Annotated in this window: 22 protein-coding genes; 13 read left to right on the top strand and 9 right to left on the bottom strand. The window is 56.6% G+C overall.

Annotation, left to right across the window (positions count from 1 at the left end; all coding sequences use genetic code 11):
* Window positions 1–3 precede the first annotated feature (3 nt).
* The 11 genes from gspG to BJP35_RS02000 all read left to right on the top strand — a co-directional run bounded on the left by gspG (window position 4) and on the right by BJP35_RS02000 (window position 10,911).
* Complete coding sequence (gspG, locus tag BJP35_RS02050) at window positions 4–453, top strand: type II secretion system major pseudopilin GspG (protein ID WP_014169334.1); 450 nt, start codon at window positions 4–6, stop codon at window positions 451–453.
* Entirely contained in the window at window positions 453–938 is a 486-nt protein-coding gene (gene gspH / locus BJP35_RS02045; RefSeq protein WP_014169335.1) for a type II secretion system minor pseudopilin GspH, read from the top strand. Before gspG ends, gspH begins: the two co-directional genes overlap by 1 nt.
* Window positions 931–1,311, top strand: a complete 381-nt coding sequence (gene gspI, locus BJP35_RS02040; RefSeq protein ID WP_040017033.1) for a type II secretion system minor pseudopilin GspI — start codon at window positions 931–933, stop codon at window positions 1,309–1,311. Before gspH ends, gspI begins: the two co-directional genes overlap by 8 nt.
* Window positions 1,308–1,931, top strand: coding sequence for a type II secretion system minor pseudopilin GspJ (gspJ, locus tag BJP35_RS02035; protein ID WP_020884854.1), 624 nt, complete (start codon window positions 1,308–1,310; stop codon window positions 1,929–1,931). The genes gspI and gspJ overlap by 4 nt, the downstream gene beginning before the upstream one ends.
* Window positions 1,928–2,938, top strand: a complete 1,011-nt coding sequence (gspK, locus tag BJP35_RS02030) for a type II secretion system minor pseudopilin GspK (protein ID WP_047742438.1) — start codon at window positions 1,928–1,930, stop codon at window positions 2,936–2,938. Before gspJ ends, gspK begins: the two co-directional genes overlap by 4 nt.
* 15 nt (window positions 2,939–2,953) lie before the next feature.
* Complete coding sequence (gspL, locus tag BJP35_RS02025) at window positions 2,954–4,087, top strand: type II secretion system protein GspL (protein ID WP_086462883.1); 1,134 nt, start codon at window positions 2,954–2,956, stop codon at window positions 4,085–4,087.
* On the top strand, window positions 4,084–4,569 hold the full coding sequence (gene gspM, locus BJP35_RS02020; protein ID WP_047742441.1) for a type II secretion system protein GspM: 486 nt from the start codon (window positions 4,084–4,086) through the stop codon (window positions 4,567–4,569). The genes gspL and gspM overlap by 4 nt, the downstream gene beginning before the upstream one ends.
* Complete coding sequence (locus BJP35_RS02015) at window positions 4,566–5,363, top strand: A24 family peptidase (RefSeq protein ID WP_014169341.1); 798 nt, start codon at window positions 4,566–4,568, stop codon at window positions 5,361–5,363. Before gspM ends, BJP35_RS02015 begins: the two co-directional genes overlap by 4 nt.
* 260 nt (window positions 5,364–5,623) lie before the next feature.
* Window positions 5,624–8,359 carry a glycosyl hydrolase family 18 protein gene (locus BJP35_RS02010; RefSeq protein WP_047742444.1) on the top strand — a complete coding sequence of 912 codons (2,736 nt, stop codon included), beginning with the start codon at window positions 5,624–5,626 and terminating at the stop codon, window positions 8,357–8,359.
* A gap of 137 nt (window positions 8,360–8,496) precedes the next feature.
* Window positions 8,497–8,937 (top strand): type III secretion system invasion protein IagB, encoded by a 441-nt coding sequence (iagB, locus tag BJP35_RS02005; protein ID WP_047742446.1) that lies wholly within the window; start codon window positions 8,497–8,499, stop codon window positions 8,935–8,937.
* A gap of 144 nt (window positions 8,938–9,081) precedes the next feature.
* Window positions 9,082–10,911, top strand: a complete 1,830-nt coding sequence (locus BJP35_RS02000; RefSeq protein WP_047742448.1) for a chitinase — start codon at window positions 9,082–9,084, stop codon at window positions 10,909–10,911.
* 62 nt (window positions 10,912–10,973) lie between these two features.
* Here the strand turns inward: BJP35_RS02000 and BJP35_RS01995 are convergent, their stop codons facing one another.
* The 4 genes from BJP35_RS01995 to poxB all read right to left on the bottom strand — a co-directional run bounded on the left by BJP35_RS01995 (window position 10,974) and on the right by poxB (window position 16,285).
* A complete protein-coding gene (locus BJP35_RS01995; RefSeq protein ID WP_020884845.1) occupies window positions 10,974–11,987 on the bottom strand; it encodes an NAD(P)-dependent oxidoreductase in 1,014 nt (337 codons plus the stop codon).
* Between the two features lie 89 nt (window positions 11,988–12,076).
* The gene (locus BJP35_RS01990; RefSeq protein ID WP_025204577.1) at window positions 12,077–13,516 is read right to left on the bottom strand and encodes an SDR family oxidoreductase; all 1,440 of its coding nucleotides are present in this window, start codon (window positions 13,514–13,516) and stop codon (window positions 12,077–12,079) included.
* Window positions 13,517–13,526: 10 nt separating this feature from the next.
* Entirely contained in the window at window positions 13,527–14,528 is a 1,002-nt protein-coding gene (ltaE, locus tag BJP35_RS01985; protein ID WP_025204576.1) for a low-specificity L-threonine aldolase, read from the bottom strand.
* Window positions 14,529–14,566: 38 nt separating this feature from the next.
* Window positions 14,567–16,285 (bottom strand): ubiquinone-dependent pyruvate dehydrogenase, encoded by a 1,719-nt coding sequence (poxB, locus tag BJP35_RS01980; RefSeq protein ID WP_014169348.1) that lies wholly within the window; start codon window positions 16,283–16,285, stop codon window positions 14,567–14,569.
* A 151-nt stretch (window positions 16,286–16,436) separates the two neighbouring features.
* Here poxB and BJP35_RS01975 point away from each other — a divergent pair, with 151 nt between their 5' ends.
* Complete coding sequence (locus BJP35_RS01975) at window positions 16,437–16,871, top strand: DoxX family protein (RefSeq protein WP_086462877.1); 435 nt, start codon at window positions 16,437–16,439, stop codon at window positions 16,869–16,871.
* A gap of 57 nt (window positions 16,872–16,928) precedes the next feature.
* Here the strand turns inward: BJP35_RS01975 and hcr are convergent, their stop codons facing one another.
* The 4 genes from hcr to aqpZ form a co-directional block, all read right to left on the bottom strand.
* Entirely contained in the window at window positions 16,929–17,897 is a 969-nt protein-coding gene (gene hcr / locus BJP35_RS01970; protein WP_086462876.1) for an NADH oxidoreductase, read from the bottom strand.
* A 10-nt stretch (window positions 17,898–17,907) separates the two neighbouring features.
* Window positions 17,908–19,560, bottom strand: coding sequence for a hydroxylamine reductase (gene hcp / locus BJP35_RS01965; protein WP_032677785.1), 1,653 nt, complete (start codon window positions 19,558–19,560; stop codon window positions 17,908–17,910).
* 144 nt (window positions 19,561–19,704) lie between these two features.
* Entirely contained in the window at window positions 19,705–20,604 is a 900-nt protein-coding gene (locus BJP35_RS01960) for a lysine exporter LysO family protein (protein WP_086462875.1), read from the bottom strand.
* A 166-nt stretch (window positions 20,605–20,770) separates the two neighbouring features.
* On the bottom strand, window positions 20,771–21,466 hold the full coding sequence (aqpZ, locus tag BJP35_RS01955; protein ID WP_086462882.1) for an aquaporin Z: 696 nt from the start codon (window positions 21,464–21,466) through the stop codon (window positions 20,771–20,773).
* 289 nt (window positions 21,467–21,755) lie between these two features.
* Between aqpZ and BJP35_RS01950 the strand changes: the two genes are divergently transcribed.
* Window positions 21,756–23,414, top strand: a complete 1,659-nt coding sequence (locus BJP35_RS01950; protein WP_014169354.1) for an ATP-dependent endonuclease — start codon at window positions 21,756–21,758, stop codon at window positions 23,412–23,414.
* Here the strand turns inward: BJP35_RS01950 and BJP35_RS01945 are convergent.
* Window positions 23,411–24,367, bottom strand: a complete 957-nt coding sequence (locus BJP35_RS01945; RefSeq protein ID WP_047355717.1) for a VirK/YbjX family protein — start codon at window positions 24,365–24,367, stop codon at window positions 23,411–23,413. The two genes, BJP35_RS01950 and BJP35_RS01945, sit on opposite strands and share 4 nt — an antisense overlap.
* Between the last annotated feature and the right edge of the window lie 65 nt (window positions 24,368–24,432).

The following is a 24,432-nucleotide window of genomic DNA, read 5'->3' as shown; positions in this document are numbered from 1 at the left end:
ATCATGGCTATAAAACGTAAACACCTGGCTCGCCAGGCGGGCTTCACCTTGCTCGAATTAATGGTGGTTATTGTTATTCTCGGCGTACTCGCGAGTATGGTGGTACCCAATTTAATGGGTAATAAAGAAAAAGCGGATACCCAAAAAGCGACCAGCGATATCGTCGCGCTCGAAGGCTCGCTGGATATGTATAAGCTGGATAATCACCGCTATCCCACCACCGAGCAGGGCTTGCAGGCGCTGGTCACGAAGCCAGAGATTGCGCCCATTCCCAACGGCTACCGTGCGGACGGTTATATCCGCCGCCTGCCGCAGGACCCGTGGGGCGGGGATTATATTCTGGTCAGCCCGGGTGAACACGGTGCCGTAGACGTTTTCTCCGCAGGTCCGGATGGCGAAGCCAATACCGCCGATGATATTACAAACTGGTCTCTGGATAAGAAAGAGAAATAATGAAACGTCAACGCGGCTTTACGTTGCTGGAAATTATTCTGGCGCTGGTGATATTTGCCAGCTGCGCCATGATGGTGGTTTCAACAATACCCTCACGCAGCGGTGCGGATATATTTGGTCAGCAATTAAAAGCCCTCGTTGATTATGGCTCAGACCGGGCAGTGATGGACGGAAATATCGTGGGGTTGGTTATGACCGCGGATAAATACCGGCTAGTGACGCTCGAGGATAAAAACGGTGAACGTCACTGGGTGTCGTTATCCGCGGGGCGGATAACGACCCGGGGTGATTTCCCGCCGGAGATGCACGTCTCGCTCACGCCGCAGCGTCTCGCCGCCACGGTGACATCCGAACCGCAGGTGTTATTTCTGCCGGACGGTGAAATCAGCCGCTTTACGCTGGCGCTGCAAAGCCGCGACAACGCGCACCATTTCCGCGTGGTGTCGCAAGGCGCGGCCCCTGTAACGGTAGAAAACGATGGCTAACGGCAAGAGAAAGCAAAAGGGGATGACGCTGCTGGAGGTGATGGTCGCGCTGGTCATCTTCTCCACCGCCGCACTGGCGCTGATGAACTCGGTCTCCCTGAACGTGCGTTTCACCCACGGGCTGGCCGATACATTGCAGGCCAGCTGGGTCGCCGAAAATCAACTGGCGGAGGCGCAGCTCAACAGACGTGATTTTCCTGACGCTGAAGCGCAGGGGGCAGAGGTCATGGGCGGGCGCAGCTGGGCCTGGCGAAAGCAGCGCATAAAAACCGCGGCTAACGGCTGGGCGAATGCCATCCGCGTCTATGCCGAAGGCGATGAAAGCCAGCCGGTTATTTCACTGCAGGTCATCGCGCCGGGAGAGGAACCGTGAAGAAAATCCGACGCCAGCGGGGATTTACCCTGCTGGAGATCATGATTGCGCTGACCATTTTTGCGGTGATCAGCACCCTGGCCTGGCAAATCCTCGACGGGGCGATGCGCACCAGTTCGGCGACGGAGGCCAGTGCGGCAAAGCTCAATCAGCTGCAGCGTGCCTGGAGCCTGATGGAACGCGATTTCTATCAGCTTCAGGCGCGTGCGCCGCGCAACGAGCCGGATACATTTCGTCAGGGGGATGACGGCCTTGAGCTGACCACGCTGAACGGCGTGAGCGGAACCGTACAGCTGGAGCGCGTGCGCTGGCGGCTGGAAGAGGGGCGACTGTACCGGGATGTCTGGCCGGTGATTGACAGCCCGGCGGATGCCAGACCCGATGCGGTGCCGATTGTCGGCGAGGTGAAATCCCTGCAGTGGCGTTTTTACCGTCAGGGCTGGCAAAAAAGCTGGAACGACCCGGCACATCTGCCGGATGGCGTCGAGCTGACGCTGACGATGGAAAACGGGGAAACCTGGCGCTGGGTGTTTACGACGCCGGGCGATATCCCCGAGGCCGCCGCGCCAGCGCCCGCAGACGCACCTGCCGCGCCACCTGCAGCGGAAGCGACATCATGAAGGCTTTACGTAAACAGAAAGGCGTCGCGCTGCTGGTGGTACTGATCCTGCTGGTCATGATGTCGGCGCTGGCTGCCAGAATCAGCCAGCAGTTCTGCCGCAATCTGCAGAAAACCCATTACCAGGTGAGTCAGCAGCAGCTGCGCTGGGCCATGCAGGCTCAGGAGAAGGTGGTCAAAGATCGTCTGCAGAGCGACGCCAGCGGTGAGAGTAAAGCCCTTAGCCTGCAGGGTGACTGGCACCAGCCGCTGGAGACCCGGGGTGACGATTACACGGTGGTCAGTCAGGTGGAAGACGCCCAGGACTGCTTCAACGTGAATAACCTGCTGGCGGCCGATGACATCGCGCAGGGGCAAAATGCGCCCGCGGTGCCGGAAAAACCGCGGAAAGAGCAGATTGTTGAGCAACTCCTGACCGGGAGTGGCCTCAGCCAGTCCATGGCGCACGAGGTTTACTCGCAGCTGGTGGACTATCTGGATGGCGATACCACCACGGCCAGCGAGGGGGCGGAGAGCGATGCCTGGGCGGGCGTGGTGCCCCCCCGGCAGCCCGCAAACCAGATGATGCGCACGATCGCTGAGATCACGCTGCTGCCGGCATTTCCGGCAACGGCATACCGGAAGGTGAGCACGCTGCTGTGTGCCTTACCGGATACCGCCAGCAAGGTGGATGTGAACACCCTGAAACCGGAACAGGCCGCCTTACTGGCCGCCATGTTCTCCGGAAAAATAACACAAGACGATGCCGTTCGCCTGATTGAATCGCGACCTGAAACCGGCTGGGAAAATATGGAAACCTTCAGCAACGCGCTGGAGCAGGCCTTCCCGCAGGTGAAAGACGACCTTCCGCAGGTGGCCGGACAACTCTCCACCCAAAGCCGGTACTTCCGCGTTAACTATACCGGCAACACCGATGCGCTAACGCTTCGCGTGGTAAGCCAGCTTCAGGTCAATAACGAAGCCGGTGAGATCGTGACGTGGCAACGTCGTTACCGAATGATTGAATAAGAAAAGCAGATGGCTATGAAACAGGTACTTTTTGTTCGTCCCGACAGCCGTGAGGGCGGGAAAATAATGTGGTGTGCTTCCGGCAGCCAGCAGGTTGACGTTGTGGAGCGCCTTGACGCGCTGGCAGACCATCCTCTCGCGGCCCGGGTCTGTTTACTGTTGCCCGCGGGCAACATGATCTTCCGCCATTTTACGTTGCCGAAAAAAGTTGCCTCTCAGACGGCGGCGTTCTCGTGGCTGGCGGAAGAGACGCTCATTGGCGAGGTGGATAACCTTCACTGGACGGTGCTTCACAAAAAGGGGGCCGACGTTGACGCGGTGGCGATTGATACCGATCTTCTGCGCGGGTGGTTAGCCCGTTGCCAGGAGGCCGGTTTGAAGGTGATTCAGGTGCTGCCGGATGCCTGGCTGCTGCCGGTGACGGCAGGAGGAAGCACGCTGGTTGCCCTGGATGACCGCTACTGGCTGCGCCTGTCGCCCCATGTCGCCAGCGAAATGGAGGCCAGCCTGCTGCCGCTGCTGATGCAAAAAAAACCAGACGGTGACGTGTGCTGTTACGGCGAACCGCCAGCCGGTGTTGGGGTGGATCTTCTGCACCCGTGGCAGCATCCGCTGGTGTTGATCCAGCCCCAGTGGCAATCCTGTCGGATCACCCTCCTGCACGGTGAATTCAGCCCGAAGGCAGGGAAAGGCAGCGCGTCTAAAGGAATAAAAATCGCGATGGCGGCGGCGGGCCTGCTGTCTCTCGGGCTGTTGCTGGGTCCGCGGATCGCGATGGCCTGGATGCTGGTACAACAGGAAAATCGGGTTCAGCAGGAGATCGTTCAGGTTTATCAGCACCATTTTCCCAGCATGCGCCAGCAGACCAATATCAAATACCACTTTGGTCAAAACATGAAAAAGCAGCACAAAGGGGTATTCCTGCAGCTGGATGATCTTGAGCAAGCCAGGCAGGCCGTACCCGCACTTGAGATCTCCCTGCTTGAGTACGATGCGCAACAAAATGCGCTGACCCTGAGCGTCAGTGCGCAAAGCCAGACCGCGCTGCAGTCGTTTGTGGAGAAAACAGGGGAGCATTTTGATTTCACCCTACAGCCTGTTTCTACCACTGCACCTTATACCGCCATGATCGCAGGGAAATATAAATGAAAGAGCGAATCACGAAGCTTACGTCGCGTTATCAACAATACAGCATCCGGGAGAAATATATTTTCAAAACCGGTGCCGTTGCCCTCCTGGCCGCGGCTGTTTATTACGCGGGCATGATGCCACTGGATAATATGATTCAAAATAGCAAATCAACGCTGACCCGACAAAAAGAGACGCTGAACTGGATGCGCAGAGAAATAGATAAACACCACCTTCCGGTGATGATCATTAAAACGGATAACCCGCGCACGGTGGTGGAGAACAGCGCTCATGAAATTAACCTTTCCCTGACGGAGGTGCGTCAGGACGGGCAAACCTTATCGTTCGTGGTGAACCGCGTAAACGTGTATGAATTAAAAAACTGGCTGCGGGAAATCAACCAGACCTCCGGCGTCAGGCTGCAAAAAATGGACCTTACGCCGGTCGATCACCTCAGTGACGTGAAAGCCGAAGTGCAGCTCACCTGGCGCAAAACCGCATGAACACCGTTGCGCTGATGCGGGAAATCTACCCGGTGGGGTTCCCGGTGATGAGTGCGATCCTGGGCAGCATGGTGGGCAGTTTTCTGGGGGTTGTCGCCGAGCGCGTGCCGGGCATGGTGATGGAGGAGGAAGGCGCGGGCAACTTGCTGTTTCCGGCCTCTCACTGCCCGGTGTGCCAGCATGATCTCGCGGCCTGGGAGAATATCCCGTTGGTCAGCTGGCTAGTATTGCGCGGGCGCTGCAGGCAGTGCGGCACGGCCATCCCGCTGCGCTTATTGATGCTCGAACTCGTCACCGCGCTCTTTTTTGGCCTCACCGCCTTATGCATTCCGGGCGAACCGGCGCTGTTCTCGCTGTGGTTGCTGGCCGCGTTTCTGCTGCCGCTGGCGATGATTGACTGGCAGCATCAGTTGCTCCCTGACTGTCTGACCCAGCCGTTGCTGTGGGCAGGACTGTTGTTACACCTCGTTGACCACACGCTGCCGCTTAAGGATGCGCTGGTGGGGGCGGTGGCTGGCTACCTTTCGCTCTGGTCTCTCTACTGGGCATTTCGTCTGCTTACCGGACGAGAAGGATTAGGCTATGGCGATTTTAAACTTCTGGCGGCGTTAGGCGCCTGGTGCGGCTGGCAGGCACTGCCCACCCTGGAATTGATTGCCGCGTTAAGCGGTATAGTCGGATATTTCGCGACAACACATGCGAATAAAAATAACCGCATTATTTCTTTCGGTCCTTATTTAGCTTTTGCCGGCATGACGGTTTTTGTTTATCAGGTTGCCTGTTCCACATTCTGAATACACCGGTCAAGTTTTTTTAGTGATTTTTTCGATTGGGGAAAGAAAGGAATACAATATTTATTCAGCGTATCGTTAAAGACATAAGCTTCACGGAATTCGAGCTTGTATCTTTTAATGGAGGAATACAGCGCGCCACAGAAATAGCGGTTAACGATTATTGCTTAAGTTGAAATTCAAAGTCTGTAAAAAACTATTCCATGTTTTAAAGGAAGACATGGGTCATTAACGTTTACAAATAAATTTATCAGGAAATAAAAATGAAATTTATGAAGCCTAAATATCTGGCGCTTTTCGTTGCAGCGGCGTCCAGCTCTGCCTTCGCGGCGGCGCCAGGTACGCCAACCCTCAGCAGTGGCAATGATAAGTTTGCGATTGTTGAAGTTGACCAGGCAGCGCAAGACTATAACAGCCTTGTGAAAGTCCATGATGGCGCGGATGTGAAAGTTGAGTGGAACGTCTGGAGCGGCGATGCGCCAACCTCGGCGAAAGTACTTCTGGATGGTCAGGCCGTGTGGAGTGGTGCCGCAAGCGCCTCCGGGTCAGCCACCTTCAAAGTGAAAAAGGGCGGACGCTATCAGGAGCAGGTTGAACTCTGTAACGCCAGCGGGTGTTCTAAAAGTGCCAGCAAACTGATCATCGTGGCGGACACGGACGGGAGCCATCTGCTGCCGCTGAACACCACCCTGAAGGAAAATAACAAAACTTTCTCTCAACATACGGACAAAGTGGTGGGTGCCTATTTCCCTGAGTGGGGCGTCTATGGGCGTGAGTTCCCGGTGGATAAAATCCCTGCGGCGAACCTGAACCACATTTTGTACGGTTTCATTCCGATCTGTGGCGGTGATGGCATCAACGACGGATTAAAAACGGTTGAGAACGGCAACAGCTTCGCCGCGCTGCAGCGCGCCTGTGCGGGCCGTCAGGATTACACCGTGGCCATTCACGATCCGTGGGCGGCATTGCAAAAACCGCAGGCCGGCGTGACCAACTGGGACGACCCCTACAAAGGTAACTTTGGTCAGTTGATGGCGCTGAAAAAAGCCCATCCGGATCTGAAAGTGCTGCCTTCCATTGGCGGCTGGACGATGTCCGATCCATTCTTCCAGATGCATGATTCCGCGATCCGCGCGCGCTTCGTCTCTTCCGTGAAAGAGTTCCTGAAAACCTGGAAATTCTTCGACGGGGTCGATATTGACTGGGAATTCCCGGGGGGTGGTGGCGTGTCGGAAAATCTTGGCAACCCTGCTCAGGACAAAGCCACCTATACCGCGGTGATGCACGATCTGCGCGCGATGCTGAACGAGCTGTCAGCAGAAACGGGCCGTACGTACGAACTGACCACCGCCATTGGTTCCGGTAAAGACAAAATTGAAGACGTGGATTACACCACGGCGCAGCAGTACCTCGACCACATCTTCCTGATGAGCTACGACTTCTACGGCGGCTGGAGCAACACTGATCTCGGCCACCAGGCGGCGTTGCACGGCGCGGAGTGGAAACCGGACACCAACTACACCACTGAAAACGGCGTGAACGCGCTGCTGGAACAGGGCGTGCAGCCGGGCAAGATTGTTGTAGGGGCGGGCATGTACGGTCGCGGTTGGACCGGCGTTCATGGCTACACCGGCGACAATCCGTTCACAGGTACGGCAACGGGCGCGGTCAAAGGCACCTGGGAACCGGGCGTGGTTGACTACCGTCAGATTGCGAACGAGTACAAAGGCAAGCCAGGCTGGGAATACAAATACGATGCCGCGGCAGAAGCGCCGTATCTGTTCAATAAAGCCACCGGCGATCTGATTACCTATGAAGACGCGCGTTCTACCACGGCAAAAGGTAAGTATGTGCTGGCGAAAAACCTGGGCGGTCTGTTCTCCTGGTCCATCGACTCGGACAATGGCGACATCCTTAATGCGATGAACGAAAGCCTGTTGGGCGGCGGTTCAACGCCGGTTGATCCCGTTGTCACCAACCATGCGCCGATCGCTGCGGCTGCCGATCAGACCGTGACCGGGCCTGTTACCGTCACCCTCGATGGCTCTGCGTCTGGCGATCCGGACGGCGACGCCATTACCTATAAGTGGACCCAGATTTCCGGTCCAGCCGTGACCCTTACCAACAGCACGAAAGCCAAAGCCTCCTTCGGCGCGGCGGCAGTGACTCAGAACCAGACGCTCTCCTTCCGCCTGACGGTGAAAGATGCGAAAGGCCTGACGAACGCCATTGATGTTCAGGTCGTGAACAAAGCACCTAAAGCGAACCAGGCACCGGTGGTCAACCCGATGGAAAGCATCACGCTGCAGGCGGGTGAAACCTATGCCCTGCATGCACAGGCAGCCGATCCGGATGGTGACGCGCTGACCTATGCCTGGAGCGTGCCGGCGGACATGAACGCAACCGGTACTGACACCGCGAACGTGAATATCACCGCACCGGCTGTTGCTTCCGATTCCACCTACACCCTGAGCGTGGTGGTCAGCGACGGTAAAACCAGCGTTCAATCGAACGTGCAGATTATTGTCACGCCAAAAGCAGCCGATGAGGTCACGCCGCCATCTGACGAGGTAACACCACCAGCCGATGAGGTCACGCCGCCATCTGACGAGGTGACACCACCTGCCGATGAGGTCACGCCACCTTCTGATGAAGGCTCTGCCACCGGCAGTTGTGATGCACCTGTTGATGCCAATGCCAGCCAGTACCCGGCCTGGAGTGCGAGCAAAATCTACAACAGTGGTGACACCGTGAGCGCCGACAACCTGGTGTGGAAAGCGAAGTACTGGACACAGGGCAATAAACCTGGCTTTGACGCGGATGCGTGGGAGCTGGTCAGCCAGGTGAAAATGAACTGGCGTTCCGATGTGGTTTACAACGGTGGCGATACGACCACCTACCAGGGGTATGTCTACCGTGCGAAATGGTGGACCCGTGGTGATAAACCAGGTAACAGCGATGTATGGGTGAAAGAAGGCGCGTCAGCAGACTGCAAATAACCTTTTTAGCCTGAGGTTGCGGGTTTGATATCGCCTGCAATCGTTGACCACACCCCGTTTCGGGTGTGGTCAACCCCTTCCGGAATAAGACAGCGTGCGCAAGGAGAAGGATCGTCAGTAAATAAACAGGTAATGAGATGAAACGCTTTTTATTGTTATTGCTTATTTTAAGTCAGAGTGCGGCAGCAAATTGCTGGGATAAAGCGGCGCATTATTATCATGTCGATCCGTATTTATTATATGCCATTGCGCAGGTGGAATCCGGTATGAATCCGAATGCCGTGGGGTGGAATCAGGATGGCTCGCGGGATGTGGGATTAATGCAGATTAACAGCACGCATTTCAGCGAACTGCAGCGCCAGGGCATTGACGAGAACCGGCTTGTGACCGAGCCCTGCACCTCCATTATGGTGGGCGCATCAATACTGTCGACGATGATCAACGTATATGGCTATAACTGGGAAGCCGTCGGTGCTTATAACGCGGGAGTGAAAAAAGAGAATTATTCAAAGCGTATGAATTATGCCCGCAAGGTCTGGGTGAAATATCAGGAAATAAAACCTCGTTCCTCTTATTAATTCTGCTTTTTGTTTTTTGAAGCGTACCCGGCGGTGCGCTTCAGAAAATGAAAAATTACCGCACTCTTTGGTTTATTTATTAAGGGAATAATACATAAACCGTGATTGCATTAACCCTTGTTGCTATATATAGGATGAGTTGAAATGACCAAAAGGACCTTACTGAGCGTGCTCGTTGCGGGTGCATGCATTGCGCCTTTCATGGCACAGGCTGCGACGCTGCAGGCAACCACCAGCGAGCCGTTCACCCTGAAAGCCAGCGATCTGGCGAAGAAAGAACAGGAACTGACTAACTTTCCACTGATGGCGTCGGTTAAAGACACCATTCGTACGCTGGATAATGCCCAGGTTGAGCTGATTGAGCCAGGCCGTGCAGCGAACCCGGATAACGTTAAACGCGTTGAAGGCATTGTGAAGGCCAGCGACTGGGAATACCTTTTCCCGATGCGAGCGCAGTCCTACACCTACAATAACTTCCTGAAAGCGGTAGGCAAATTCCCGGCGCTGTGTAAGACCTACAACGACGGCCGTGACAGCGACGCCATCTGCCGTAAAGAGCTGGCCACCATGTTTGCCCACTTCGCACAGGAAACCGGCGGCCACGAAAGCTGGCGTCCGGAAGCCGAATGGCGTCAGGCGCTGGTTCACGTTCGCGAAATGGGCTGGACCGAAGGGCAGAAAGGCGGTTACAACGGCGAATGTAATCCTGATATCTGGCAGGGACAAACCTGGCCGTGCGGCAAAGACAAAGACGGCGATTTCGTGAGTTACTTTGGCCGTGGGGCAAAACAGCTGTCTTATAACTACAACTACGGTCCGTTCTCTGAAGCGATGTTCGGCACTGTCCGCACGCTGCTCGACAAGCCGGAGCTGGTGGCTGACACCTGGCTAAACCTGGCAAGCGCCATCTTCTTCTTCGCCTATCCGCAGCCGCCGAAGCCGAGCATGCTGCAGGTTATCGACGGCACCTGGCAGCCAAACGATCATGACAAAGCCAACGGCCTGGTTCCGGGCTTCGGCGTGACCACCCAGATCATTAACGGTGGCGTAGAGTGTGGCGGCCCGACTGAGATTGCCCAGTCTGAAAACCGTATCAAGTACTACAAAGAGTTTGCGAAGTACCTGAAAGTGCCTGTCCCGGCAAATGAAGTGCTCGGCTGTGCCAACATGAAGCAGTTCGATGAAGGCGGCTCCGGTGCGCTGAAGATTTACTGGGAGCAGGACTGGGGATGGAGTGCCGATACGCCAGACGGTAAAACGTATTCCTGCCAGCTGGTCGGTTATCAGACGCCGTTCAGCGCCTTTAAAGAGGGTGACTACACGAACTGCGTGAAGAAATTCTATAACGTCAACATCATCAACGATGACGGTTCCGCCGTGACGCCGGACGAGCATCCGGTCACTCCGGCACCGACGCCATCGGAAGATGAAACCCCGGCACCGGCACCGGTTCCGGATGAAACGCCGGCAGAACCGACCGTGGTGAACCACGCACCGGTCGCGCAGATTGCGGGCCCAATCGGTGCGGTGGAAGCGGGCGCGCAGGTATCCCTGAGCGCAGAAGGATCCACTGACCAGGACGGCAACACGCTGACCTACACCTGGCGTTCACAGGATGGCCAGACGGTCACCGGTGAAGACAAGGCGGTGGTGACCTTTACCGCGCCAGAGTCTGCGACGGCTCAACAGTACGAAGTCAGCCTGACCGTGAGCGATGGCGAGCTGAGCAGCACCACTTCCTATCTGCTGAACGTTAAAGCGAAAGCCACGACGCCGTCTGAAAACGACGGTACCTCTGGTGCTTATGCCGCGTGGAGCGCGAACAGCAAGTACAAGGCAGGCGATATCGTGAATAACCACGGTAAACTGTTCCAGTGCAAACCGTTCCCGTACAGCGGCTGGTGTAACAATGCCCCGGCGTACTACGAGCCAGGCGCGGGTCTGGCGTGGTCAGACGCCTGGACGGCGCTGTAAAACAAAACGGCAACCTTCGGGTTGCCGTTTTCGTCTCTGTTCTCTGAGATGAACGCGCTCAACTAGCGATGCAATTTGCCGTGGTCACGCAGCCAGGCGGCAGTACGCACAATCCCTTCATCCAGGGAGACAATCGGCTTATACCCCAGTTCGTTCTCTGCACGGGTGATATCCAGCGTAAAATCAAAGTTGAGCTTTGAGACACCGTAGTGCGTCAACGCAGGCTCTTTCGCCGATTTACTCCCAAGACGCTCCATACTGCGGGCAATCATATCCAGCATCGGGTAGGGCACGGAACGAATACGGCAGTCGATTTGCAACTCGTCAATCAACCTTTGCACGATGCTGCGCAGCGTGCAGGGCTCACCGTTGGTGATATTGTACGCGCGACCGGAAATCAGGGTATCGCAGTCCGGCTGGCTTGCCAGCCACATGGCGTGGACCGCATTTTCGTAGTACGTCATATCCACCATCGCATCGCCACCGCGGGGCAGCAGCACGCTGCCGTAGTGGTGCATCATCTGCGCCAGACGCGGGATAAACACTTTGTCATGCGGGCCGAACAGGCTCTGAGGACGCAATACGGTAAAACGGGTGTGCGGGTTCGACTGCGCCAGCAGATCGATCACCTCTTCGCTGGCCGCTTTACTGCGGGCAAACTCACAGGCAAAGCGCGCCGGGCGAAAATCTTCCTGCACGTCGCGGTGATGGTGATAGTCGAAATAGAGAGACGGGGAGGAGATATGAATAAAGTTACGCACGCCCCAGGCCACGGCCCATTCACCCAGACGACGGGTGGCACGCACGTTGGCGAGGTCAAAAGCTTCCTGGGTGCCCCACGGGGAGGTAAAACTGGAGCAGTGCCACAGCGTATCGATACCGGCCAGCATCACCTTGGCCTGAGAGGAGACCAGCTCCGTCAGGTCGGCATGGACAAACTCTGCGCCCATTTTTTGCAGCAGTTTACCCATCGCTTCGTTGCGACCGGTGGCCCTGACGCTGATGCCTTTGTTGCGCAGAAACTCGACCGCATTTCGGCCTAAGCCGCTGGTCGCCCCGGTAACCAGTACCTTCATATCAATCCACTGTGTTGAAAAAGAATTTCGTGCGCATTCTTTCGTGAATTACGGCGGGTTGCAATGGGAAAGGTGAAAGAATAAGAGTTTTATTGAGTTATTTTCGTCTTTTGTTCTGCCAGCTGCGCGATACGTTTCGCCATTCCGCGAAAGATAAACAGGTGAGCGGGGATCATTAACAACCAGTAGAAAAGCCCCGGCATACCGTGCGGGTGCCACCAGGCACGAACGTCCAGTTCTCGATGGTCGCCTTTGTCTTTTAGCGTAAAGCACAACCGTCCCAGACCGGGCGCTTTCATGCCAAACAGCAGCGCCAGCTGTTTTTCGGGCTCGACGATGATCACCTTCCAGCTGTCAACCGTATCGCCTACCGCAAGATACGGGTGCGCAGGACGGCCTTTCGCCAGCCTGTGTCCTACCAGCAGATCCAGTGCGCCACGGGTTTGCCAGAGGATATTGCCGAAGAAATAGCGTTCTTTGCCGCCAATCTGATTCACCACCTCCCACAGGTCCGCCAGACTTGCCGGGGTGTTCACCGTGCAGCCCGCCTGTTTAGGAAAGTAACCGTACTCAGGCCGCCAGCGGGCAAACGCCTGGGCGTCGTAGCCCCAGTCGCTGGAGTTCATCAGCTGTTCCTCTTCCTTGAGCGTATTGCGTACCGCGTCATCGAAACGGATCAGCGTCTGGGGGATCAGCGCACGCAACGCGCGATCGTCGGCCAGCAGATCGTGTTTGAGCCCCTGGATCAGCGCTTTTGCGGTCGTCGGCGGCACGGACGTAATGACGTTTAAAAACCACACCGAGATCCATCGGGTAGGGAAGGGAATGGGGATCAGCCAGCGTCGGCGGCCGCTGACACGCATAAAATGTTCGAACTGTTGCTGGTAGCTCAGCACTTCCGGGCCGGCAGCCTCAAGCACGCGGTGTTGCTCAGCCGGATGGTCCAGCAGGGCCACCAGATAATGGCGTAAATTTTCCAGCGCAATCGGCGTGGTGCGCGATCGCACCCAGCGCGGCGGGGTAAGCACCGGCAGGTTGTACACCATGTCGCGCATCACTTCGAACGCGGCGGAGCCGGCCCCGACGATGATCCCCGCCCGCAGTTCGGTGACGGGAATATTGGCGCCGCGCAGGGTCTCAGCCGTGAGCTGACGGGCGCGAAGATGATCGGACTGCTCGTTAGCAGGCGCCTGCAGCGAGCTTAAAAAAATCACCTGCTTCACCGGTGTGCGCAACAGCGCGTCGCGGACGTTCATCGCCACCTGACGCTCGTGGGCGATAAAATCGCCCCCTTCGCCCATGCTGTGAACAAGGTAGTAAAGCGTGTCGACCCCTTCCAGTAACGCCGGCAGCGTCGTGGGCCAGTTGAGATCGACGTTGTGACAGGTCACCCCGGGCAGGTGCAGCTTTTGCAGACGCTCCGTGTTGCGTGCTACGGCCAGCACCTGGTGTCCCTGCTGACTTAACGCAGTGGTGAGATGCTGACCGATATACCCACTGGCACCGAGTACCAGAATACGCTGCGGCACGCTCTGCTCCTTAGCGCTGTAAAAACGCCTGCCAGTGTTTCACCACGTCTGCCAGCTGCTGACGATTAACGTCCAGGTGCATAACCAGGCGTACCACCGGCGAGGCGTTGATCAACACGCCACGGGCTTTCATAAACTCACCCAGCGCGGCAGCGTGCTCTTCGCCCACGCGAATGAACAGCATGTTGGTATCGTGGCGCATAACGTCTGCACCAATCTCGCGTAGCTGTGCGGCCATCCACGCGGCGTTTTCATGGTCGTCTTTCAGGCGGGCCACGTTGTTTTTCAGGGCGTACAGTCCGGCTGCCGCCAGAATACCGGCCTGGCGCATCCCGCCGCCGGTCATCTTACGCCAGCGGACCGCGCGTTTGATGTAGTCCGCATTGCCCACCAGCAGCGAGCCAACGGGCGTCCCCAGCCCTTTAGACAGGCAAATAGTGAACGAATCGCAATATTGCGTGATGTCTTTCAGCTCGCAGCCATACTCCACCACGGCGTTAAAGATGCGCGCGCCGTCCACGTGCAGCCCGAGTTTGCGCTCGCGGGTGAATTCCCACGCTGCTTTCAGGTACTCGCGCGGCAGCACTTTGCCGTTGTGGGTGTTTTCCAGACTGAGCAGCCTGGTGCGGGCGAAATGCACATCATCGACTTTGATTTTCGCCGCGACCTTGTCGAGCGGCAGGGTGCCGTCCGGGGCGGCATCAATCGGCTGAGGCTGAATGCTGCCCAGTACCGCCGCACCGCCTGCTTCGTACAGGTAATTGTGCGCACCCTGACCGGCAATATACTCTTCACCGCGTTCGCAGTGGCTGAGCAACGCCACCAGGTTGGCCTGGGTGCCGGATGGCAGAAACAGGGCAGCCTCTTTACCGCTTAGCTCGGCGGCATAACGCTGCAGCGCATTCACCGTCGGATCGTCACCGTAGACGTCGTCCCCGACCGGGGCGGCCATCATCTCTTCGAGCATGGCGCGACCCGGACGGGTAACGGTATCACTGCGTAAATCAATCATTTCACATCCCTTTAATTTAAGAGGTTATGTGAAATGTTTTACCTGAGCCAGTTGGTTTTTGCCAGTTCGATTACCTCATCACCGCGTCCGCTGATGATGGCGCGCAGCATATAGAGGCTGAATCCTTTGGCCTGCTCGAGTTTAATCTGCGGTGGGATCGCCAGCTCTTCTTTCGCCACCACCACATCCACCAGTACCGGACCGTCGATGGAGAAGGCGCGCTGCAGGGCTTCATCGACTTCTGAGGCTTTCTCTACGCGAATACCCGTGATGCCGCAGGCTTCAGCGATGCGCGCGAAGTTGGTGTCGTGCAGCTCGGTGCCGTCCGTCAGATAGCCACCTGCCTTCATCTCCATCGCCACAAAGCCCAGCACGCTGTTGTTAAAGACCACGATTTTCAGCGGGAGCTTCATCTGCACAACCGACAGGAAATCGCCCATTAGCATGCTGAACCCGCCGTCGCCGCACATCGCCACCACCTGACGCTCTGGTGCGGTGGCCTTGGCCCCCAGCGCCTGCGGCATGGCGTTGGCCATCGAACCGTGGTTGAACGACCCCAGCAGACGGCGTTTGCCGTTCATCTTCAGATAGCGTGCCGCCCAGACGGTCGGGGTGCCTACGTCGCAGGTAAAGATGGCGTCGTCGTCCGCGAAATGGCTAATTTGCTGCGCCAGATACTGGGGATGAATGGCTTTGTCGCTCGGTTTGGCAAGATCGTCCAGTCCTTTGCGTGCATCGCGGTAATCACTGAGGGCTTTGTCGAGGAACTTCCGGTCGGTTTTTTCTTCCACCAGCGGCAGCAGGGCGGCGAGGGTGGATTTGATGTCCCCTACCAGCGCCATATCGACTTTGCTGTGGGCACCAATACTGCCTGGGTTAATATCAATCTGAATGATTTTGGCATCCGTCGGGTAAAACGCGCGGTACGGGAACTGGGTGCCGAGCAGGATCAGCGTGTCGGCATTCATCATGGTGTGGAAACCGCTGGAAAAACCGATCAGTCCGGTCATGCCCACGTCATACGGATTGTCATATTCGACGTGCTCTTTGCCGCGCAGGGCGTGAACAATCGGGGATTTTAACTTGCCGGCAAATTCCACCAGCTCTTTGTGCGCGCCTGCACAGCCACTGCCGCACATCAGGGCGATATTGCTGGAGTAACGCAGCAGCTGCGCGAGCTTTTTGAGCTCTTCTTCAGCCGGCGTGATGACAGGCTGTGGGGCGTGATACCAGTGCGAACTGGCACCCTCAGGCGCGGCCTTCAGCGCCACGTCACCGGGAATAACGACCACCGAAACACCGCGGTTAAGTACGGCTTTGCGCATTGCAATGGCCAGAACCTGAGGGATTTGTTCTGGTGAGGAAACTAATTCGCAATAGTGGCTGCATTCACGGAACAGCTCCTGAGGATGCGTCTCCTGAAAATAGCCGCTGCCGATTTCGGAAGAAGGGATGTGGGCGGCAATCGCCAGGACCGGTACGTGATTGCGGTGGCAGTCAAACAGACCGTTGATCAAGTGAAGGTTGCCCGGACCGCACGATCCGGCGCAGACGGCCAGTTCACCCGTCACCTGCGCTTCCGCACCAGCCGCGAAGGCGGCAACCTCTTCATGACGGGTTGGCATCCATTCAATGGTCTTCATCTTATTGAGGCTATCGCTCAGCCCGTTCAGGGAGTCGCCGGTTACGCCCCAGATGCGCTTTACGCCTGCCTGCTCGAGGGTTTTTGCTATGTATGCAGCCACGGTTTGTTTCATGGGTGTCCATCTCCTTTAAGTGATATCGCTTACAAGCTTAGAAGAAAGTCACTGTATTGCCGCGCTTTCCCCCTTATTAAAAGGTGCTTTTCACCCGCAATGATTCGGCATAATCTGGTCATCACACAGATGAAAACAGGAATCATTTCAAATGGTTAAATCATTGTTAATTGCTGTTAATGAAAAGCTATCGTGCGACGATGCCGGCAAACTCTTGTTACGACTTGCCGTCGGTGGGCTGATGCTTTTTCACGGTTTACACAAGTTATTGGGTGGCGTGGGGTTCATCAGCGGCATGCTGGTGGAAAAAGGATTACCGGGGTTTATCGCCTACGGCGTGCTCATTGGCGAAGTGGTGGCGCCTGTCCTGATTATCGTGGGGCTTTTTACGCGCCCGGCGGCGCTGGTGCTGGCGTTTACCATGATTGTGGCGTGGCTGATGGTCGGGATGGGGGAAACCTTTGCGCTGGACGCGGTAGGTGCCTGGGCGATAGAGAGCCTGGTGTACTTCTTTATCGGTGCGCTGGCGATAGCATGCTTAGGCGCTGGGCGTTTTGCGTTGGGGAAAGCGCCGGTCTGGCGGTAGGCGTACTAACCGGGGGTAAACGCGAGCGCTTACCCCCGTCATTCGCGCGTTGGCTGATTACGCCAGCACAAGATCCCCTTGTGGATGACACGAGCACGCCAGCACGTATCCGTCGGCGATTTCTGCCTCGGTCAGCGTCATGGTGCTCGTCACGGTGTACTCACCGGAGACCACTTTGGTCTTGCAGCAGCCACACACGCCAGCACGGCATGCTGCCACCACCGGCACGTTGTTACTTTCCAGCGCGTCCAGTAGCGTGGTGCCGACCCGGCCAAAGAAAGTCTGAGCAGGCTGCAGTCTGGTGAACGTAATTCCGCTGGTTGCCGCTTCCGCGACCGGGGTGAAGAACTGCTCTTTGAAGAAGCGGGTCACGCCCAGCGCTTTCACGTCCTGCTCAACGATATCCATATACGGCGCCGGTCCACAGGTCATCACGGTACGATCCGCGAGGTCCGGGACGCTTTGCAGCAGTTCACGGCTCAGACGTCCGGCGACAAAACCGTGGGTTGCGTTATGTTCCGCCACCAGCGTCACCGGATAGTTACGCCACTCTTCGGCGAAGATCACATCTTCCGGCGAGCGCACGCTGAAGATCACCTGAACATCAGCCTGCGGACGGTTTTTCGCCAGCCAGCGACGCATTGACATGATCGGCGTGACGCCACACCCGGCGGCCAGCAGCAGGAATTTATCTTCCGCTTTATCGTCACAGGTGAAATCCCCGTGTGCGTCCGACAGCCAGAGGTAATCCCCGCGCTTCACGTCCCGGGTCAGCCACTGCGAGCCTGCGCCATCATCGATACGGCGGATAGTGAGCGTGATGTACTCGCTCACGCCCGGCGTTGAGGAGATCGTGTAGGCGCGCAGCGTGTCCGCTGAGTTGCGGACACTGACCAGCGCATACTGACCTGCACGGTACGGATAGTAGTCATGGCACAGCAGGAACAGCGTCCACACATCCGGCGTCTCCTGATGGATGTGATGAACCTGCATCCGCCACGGACATTGTGAGGTTGGCATGGTCATGAATAACTCCTTACGCGCTCAGCAGCTGCTGCATATCTTCTTCTACGGTGGTCACGGAACGCAGACCAAACTTCTCGTTCAGCACGGCCAGCAGATCCGGTGTCAGGAAGCCGGGTGCGGTTGGGCCGGTCACAATGTTGGTCACGCCGAGAGAGAGCAGGGTCAGCAGGATGACAATCGCTTTCTGTTCAAACCAGGAGAGCACCAGCGACAGCGGCAGATCGTTGACGCCGCAGCCCAGTTTTTCCGCCAGCGTGACGGCCAGAATGATGGCAGAGTAGGCATCGTTACACTGACCCGCATCGACCAGACGTGGCAAACCTTCAATGTTGCCGAAGTCCAGCTTGTTGAAACGGTATTTACCGCACGCCAGCGTCAGGATCAGGCAATCTTCCGGTACGCTGGTGGCGAAATCGGTGAAGTAGTTACGCTCACCGCGCGCGCCGTCACAGCCGCCAATCAGGAAGATATGGCGCAGTTTTTCACGGCTCACGAGGTCAATCAGTGAATCCGCGGCACCGAGCAGGGTTTCGCGACCAAAGCCGACGGTGATCAGATGTTCGATTTCGCTGTACGGGAAGCCACCCATCTGCTGCGCCTGGGCGATGACCGGGCCGAAATCATCCCCTTCCAGGTGGCTCACACCCGGCCAGCCAACGATGCTGCGGGTCCAGATGCGGTCGTCATACGCGCCAACGGTGGGGTCGATGATGCAGTTAGAGGTCATCACGATGGGGCCCGGGAAACGGGCGAACTCAACCTGCTGGTTCTGCCAGCCGCTGCCGTAGTTCCCGACCAGGTGTTTAAATTTACGCAGTTCCGGGTAGCCGTGTGCGGGCAGCATTTCGCCGTGGGTATAGACGTTAACGCCCGTGCCTTCGGTCTGCTTCAGCAGGTTATAGAGGTCTTTCAGGTCATGGCCGGAGATCAGGATGCACTTGCCTTCGGTCGCTTTAACGTTAACCTGCGTCGGTGTCGGGTGGCCGTAGGTGCGGGTTTCACCGGCATCCAGAATACGCATCACGTTGAAGTTCATCTGGCCGATTTCCATTGAACATTCGAGCAGCGGATTCATCTCGGCAGGCCAGGTACCCAGCCACGCCATGATTTTGTGGTACTGAGCATAGATAGCGTTATCGTACTGGCCCAGAACGTGCGCGTGTTCCATATAGGCCGCGGCCCCTTTCAGGCCGTACAGGCAGAGCAGACGCAGGCCGAGAATGTTCTCGCCAATCGCCGCTTTGTCTTTATTGGGGGTGAATTCTGCTGCCTGACGCTGCAGCTCGCCCAGGTCGTCGCTTACCAGCTGCAGGTCTGCCATTGGGTTTTCTACCCGTGCGTTGGCATCGGCGCTCAGGCACTGCGCTTTCAGCGCTTCACGCAACGCAATTGCTTCGCGAGCATAGCCGACGATGCGCGGGGAATCAAAGTTAACGTTAGTCAGCGTGGAGAAAAAGGCGCGGGGGGCGAAACTGTCTACATAGTGGTCAATAATGCCATATTCGCGGGCCTTGAATGCCCATGCGGAAAGGCCTTGCAGGGCGGCAATCAGCAGATCCTGCAGGTCTGATGTTTCTGCGGTTTTGCCGCACATACCTTGCGCATAAGAGCAGCCATTGCCTGCCGGGGTACGGATGGTTTGTTCACATTGCACACAAAACATAATCACACCTGTTAAAGTTATATTTGATATACATGTTTGAGATTATGCCTGTGACTGAACGGTGAAAAGGGCTTTCTTCTACAAAATAGAGGGAGATTGATTTAGCGCAATTTTGGCGGCAGAAAGCCTACCGCCAGAGGAGTATCAGGCGGAGAAAAACGCCATCAGAATGGGAACCAGCAGGCTCAAAATAAAGCCGTGTACGATGGCGGCAGGCACCATCTCCAGCCCACCTGAACGCTGCAGAACCGGCAGGGTAAAGTCCATCGACGTGGCGCCACACAGACCCAGTGCGGTCGAGCGACTGCGGCGCACCAGGCCCGGGATCAGCATAATGGCAATTAATTCTCGCGCCAGGTCGTTAAAGAAGGCGGCGCTCCCGATGACCGGACCGAACGATTCGGTCAGCAGAATACCGGAAAGGGAATACCAGCCAAATCCGGAGGCCATTGCCAGACCGGTTTTTAACGGCAGGCCAAGAATAAAAGCGTTAATCACGCCCGCCACCAGTGAGCTTATGACGACGATAACCGCGACGATCATTCCACGGCGATTCAGGACAATCTGTTTCAACGTCATGCCATTATTTCGTAGCTGAATACCGATAAGGAACAGCAGGAAAATGAGGGTATATTCACTGGCTTCCGTCGCGTGCTGTAAAAAATTCCATCCGCTCAGCCCAAGAACAAAACCCAGCACCACGACGCCGCATAATTTTAAAGATTCCAGCGCCATTGCAATTCGTGACGGCAGTTTTTCCTGATGGTGGTGATTTTTCCACGGAATAGTGCGCTCAAGCCAGAATAGTGCGGCAATATTGCACAGCAAAATAACGGCGCAGGTGACGACAGAATAATGCAGGATCGCCAGCAGATTGGTGGCCAGATTATCCAGAAACGCCAGGCTTATCCCCATAAAGAAAAGAATGACGTAGACAATCCAGCTCAGAAAACGGTTGATAAGCCGTAACGCGGATTCGCGATGCAGCGGGATAAGGTAGCCCACAATCAGAGGCAGCAGAATGATGAGGAGTCCTGAAAACATGAACAACGGGTCCTTGTGAGTATCTGTTAAGCGCCAGAGACACTACCCAATAAACGTTGTCAGGTAAAGGAGCAACAAAAAAGCCGGGTGGCAGCAACGCCTGACCCGGCCTGAGTGTTGTCATGCAGGTCGGGTAAGCGTAAGTGCTACCCGACTGCACACGCAATTAATCGCGTTTTTCCAGCAGGGTGCGATACAGCACGCCGCCCAGAATACCGCCGATGACTGGCATTACCCAGAACAGCCACAGCTGCTCAAGCGCCCAGCCGCCCTGGAAAATTGCGACGGCAGTACTGCGCGCCGGGTTTACGGAGGTGTTGGTGACTGGAATAGAGATCAGGTGGATAAGCGTCAGCGCCAGACCAATGGCAATAGGTGCAAAGCCCGCCGGGGCGTGTTTGTCGGTTGCGCCGTGGATCACCAGCAGGAAGCCTGCGGTCAGCACAATTTCAATCACGATGGCAGAGAGCATGGAGTAACCGCCAGGGGAGTGTTCGCCGAAACCGTTTGAGGCGAAGCCGCTTGCGGCGGCGTCAAAGCCGGCTTTACCGCTGGCAATAACGTACAGAACCGCTGCAGCAATAATACCGCCAACAACCTGGGCCACAATATAACCAATGACTTCTTTAGCAGGGAAACGACCGCCCGCCCATAAACCTAATGTCACCGCCGGGTTAAAATGACCACCGGAAATATGACCCACGGCAAACGCCATGGTTAATACGGTTAAACCGAATGCCAGCGCAACGCCGACAAAACCAATACCTAATTCCGGAAATGCTGCTGCCAGAACGGCGCTACCGCAGCCACCAAACACCAGCCAGAATGTACCAAAGCATTCTGCTGCTAATTTTCTAAACATAACCACCTCAATAATAAACTTCACACGCGTTCCTGCGTGCGGGATATCGTCAAAAAAGGGATGACGACTCAAAGAGCCATTATTTTAAAAACAAAAACATCCCTTCGCCACTAAAATTAATTCGGTTAATTTGATTTATGGCAACGTGATGTCATTCCTTGTTCAAATCGACGGTAAATAGAGCATAGACCAATTCTCTGCAGCACGAAGGTTGTGCTGTCGTGTCAAAGTTCCTGCCGCTATACTGCTGATAACTTAAAGGAAAAAGTGATCATCTCGCGGGGGATTTATGCTTCTCGAACGTGTGGAAATTGTTGGGTTCCGCGGTATTAACCGCCTGTCGCTGCAGCTTGAGCAGAACAACGTCCTGATCGGTGAGAACGCGTGGGGTAAGTCCAGCCTGCTGGATGCGCTGACGCTGCTGCTTTCGCCCGAAGACGATCTGTATCACTTTGCCCATGATGATTTCTGGTTTCCTCCCGGCGATGTGAACGGCCGCGAAAAACACCTGCACATTATTCTGACATTCCGCGAATCCGAGCCGGGGCGTCACCGCGTGCGTCGCTTCCGGCCGTTATCACCCTGCTGGGTCCCGTGCGACGACGGTTTCCACCGGATTTTCTACCGGCTGGAAGGTGAGATGGCAGAAAACGAGGGCGTATTAACCCTGCGTGATTTCCTCGATGAGAAAGCCAACCCTATTCCGCTGGATGACATCGACGACCTGGCTCGCCACCTGATTCGCCTGATGCCGGTGTTGCGCCTGCGTGATGCGCGTTTTATGCGGCGGATCCGCAACGGCACCGTGCCGAATATGCCGGAAGTGGAAGTGACCGCCCGCGAGCTGGATTTCCTGGCGCGAGAGCTGGTGGCGCGTCCGCAAAATCTGACCGATGGTCAAATCCGCCAGGGGTTGTCGGCAATGGTACAACTGCTGGAACACTATTTTTCCGAGCAGGGGACGTCGGAGTCGCGCCATCGTCTGATGCGCCGCCGTTCTCACGATGAACAACGCAGCTGGCGTTACCTCGATATCATTAACCGGATGATCGACAGGCCCGGTGGCCGTACCCATCGGGTGATTTTGCTGGGGCTGTTTTCGACGCTCTTGCAGGCCAAGGGCACCGTTCGTCTCGACCGTGACGCTCGCCCGCTGCTGCTGGTGGAAGACCCGGAAACGCGCCTGCACCCGATCATGCTCTCGGTGGCGTGGCACCTGTTGAATCTGCTGCCGCTGCAGCGCGTGACCACCACCAATTCCGGCGAGTTATTGTCCCTGACCCCGGTTGAGCACGTCTGCCGTCTGGTACGTGAGTCTTCCCGCGTCACCGCCTATCGCCTCGGGCCGGGCGGGATGAACGCGGAAGAGGGACGTCGTATCTCGTTCCACATCCGCTTTAATCGTGCGTCGTCGCTGTTCGCCCGCTGCTGGCTGCTGGTTGAGGGAGAAACGGAAACCTGGGTTATCAACGAACTGGCGCGTCAGTGCGGCCACCATTTTGATGCCGAAGGTATCAAGGTCATCGAATTTGCCCAGTCGGGGATCAAGCCGCTGATCAAATTCGCCCGGCGGATGGGCATTGAATGGCATGTGCTGGTGGATGGTGACGAGGCGGGGAAAAAATATGCCGCGACCGTGCGTGGCCTGCTAAATAATGAGCGCGAAGAAGAGCGCGACCACCTAACCATGCTGCCGGCCATGGACATGGAGCACTTTATGTACCGTCAGGGGTTCGACGACGTGTTCCACCGGATTGCGATGGTGCCGGTGGATGTGCCAATGAACATGCGGCGCGTGATTGCCAAAGCCATCCACCGCTCTTCAAAACCTGATTTAGCGATTGAGGTGGCGACGGAAGCGGGGAGACGTGGCGTGGAGTCCGTGCCGACGCTGCTGCGCAAGATGTTCTCCCGCGTGCTGTGGCTGGCACGCGGGAAAGCGGATTAAGCGCGGGTCGCCTGCGTGACGTGTTGCGTCAGGCTGTCCAGTAACGCATAGCGGCGGCGGTACTCAGCGCGCTTTTTGCTCGCAATCTCTTCCATTGGCTTACGGGGCATGGCGAGCGGCAGCATGAAGTGGCCGTTATCCTGTTTTTGCCCGCCGAGGGAGAGCCAGAAGCTGTCATAATCGGCCAGCAGTTTTCCCTCTTTTTTCTTGCGGTAACGCCAGCTGCGGTAGATATGCGTGGCGTTACTCACCGCGACAATATGCTCAACCGGGAAAGCTGCGCCAAGCGTCATTGCCGTTTCAACCAGCAGGCGTTTCGGGAACAGGCCGTGACACGCTTTGGTCGCCCCCTGGATCAGTTCATGTGGAACGTGTGCTTTTGCCCCCTGCAGGCCGCCGATGAACAGCGTTGTTTTTCCTTCAAACGGGCACAGCGTGAAGGTCATTTCCGCCAGCACGGTATTCTGATGGTTACAAAAGACGAGGGTGGCTTCACCCTCTTTATCCATGAAGGCGTCGGCGCACAGGCGCACAGTAAACTGCTGTTCGTCTTTTCCGGTCAGGGTCAGCAGGGTTGCCCCCTGCGGCGAAAGGTAACCCTTGACCAGCGTTGCCGGAAGCTGGCGCGTCATGGTCTGGTAGTGCCAGGTCAGCGATTCCAGCGCCTGTCGGCGATCCATGTCCACCGTTAACCACGGGCGGTGCAGGCGGCACGGCAGCCCTGGTTGCACCTGCAACATTTGCATCAGGCGCGGCTGCTTTGCCAGCTCTGACAGCAGACGCGTGGTGCTGAACGGTGTCATCAGCGAACGGAGCATGAACTTACGTCGATAAGCGGGGTTTTGCCATGCCAGCCCCGGAGTGATCTTCCCGAAGGCCAGATTATTGAAGAGCTGCCAGCCGGATTTAGGCTGGGGCTGATGAGAAAAAAGTGTATCGACGATGGAAGACATGTTAGATCCTGCTTCTGAAGGAAGGACTCTATTTCAGCAGGCGAAATTTCAATAACTCATCAACA

Source organism: Enterobacter sp. J49 (genome assembly GCF_002148625.1).
GTDB classification, from domain to species: domain Bacteria; phylum Pseudomonadota; class Gammaproteobacteria; order Enterobacterales; family Enterobacteriaceae; genus Enterobacter; species Enterobacter ludwigii.
The sequence above is the reverse complement of the archived record's forward strand: the minus strand, read 5'-3'. Positions and strand labels throughout refer to the sequence as shown.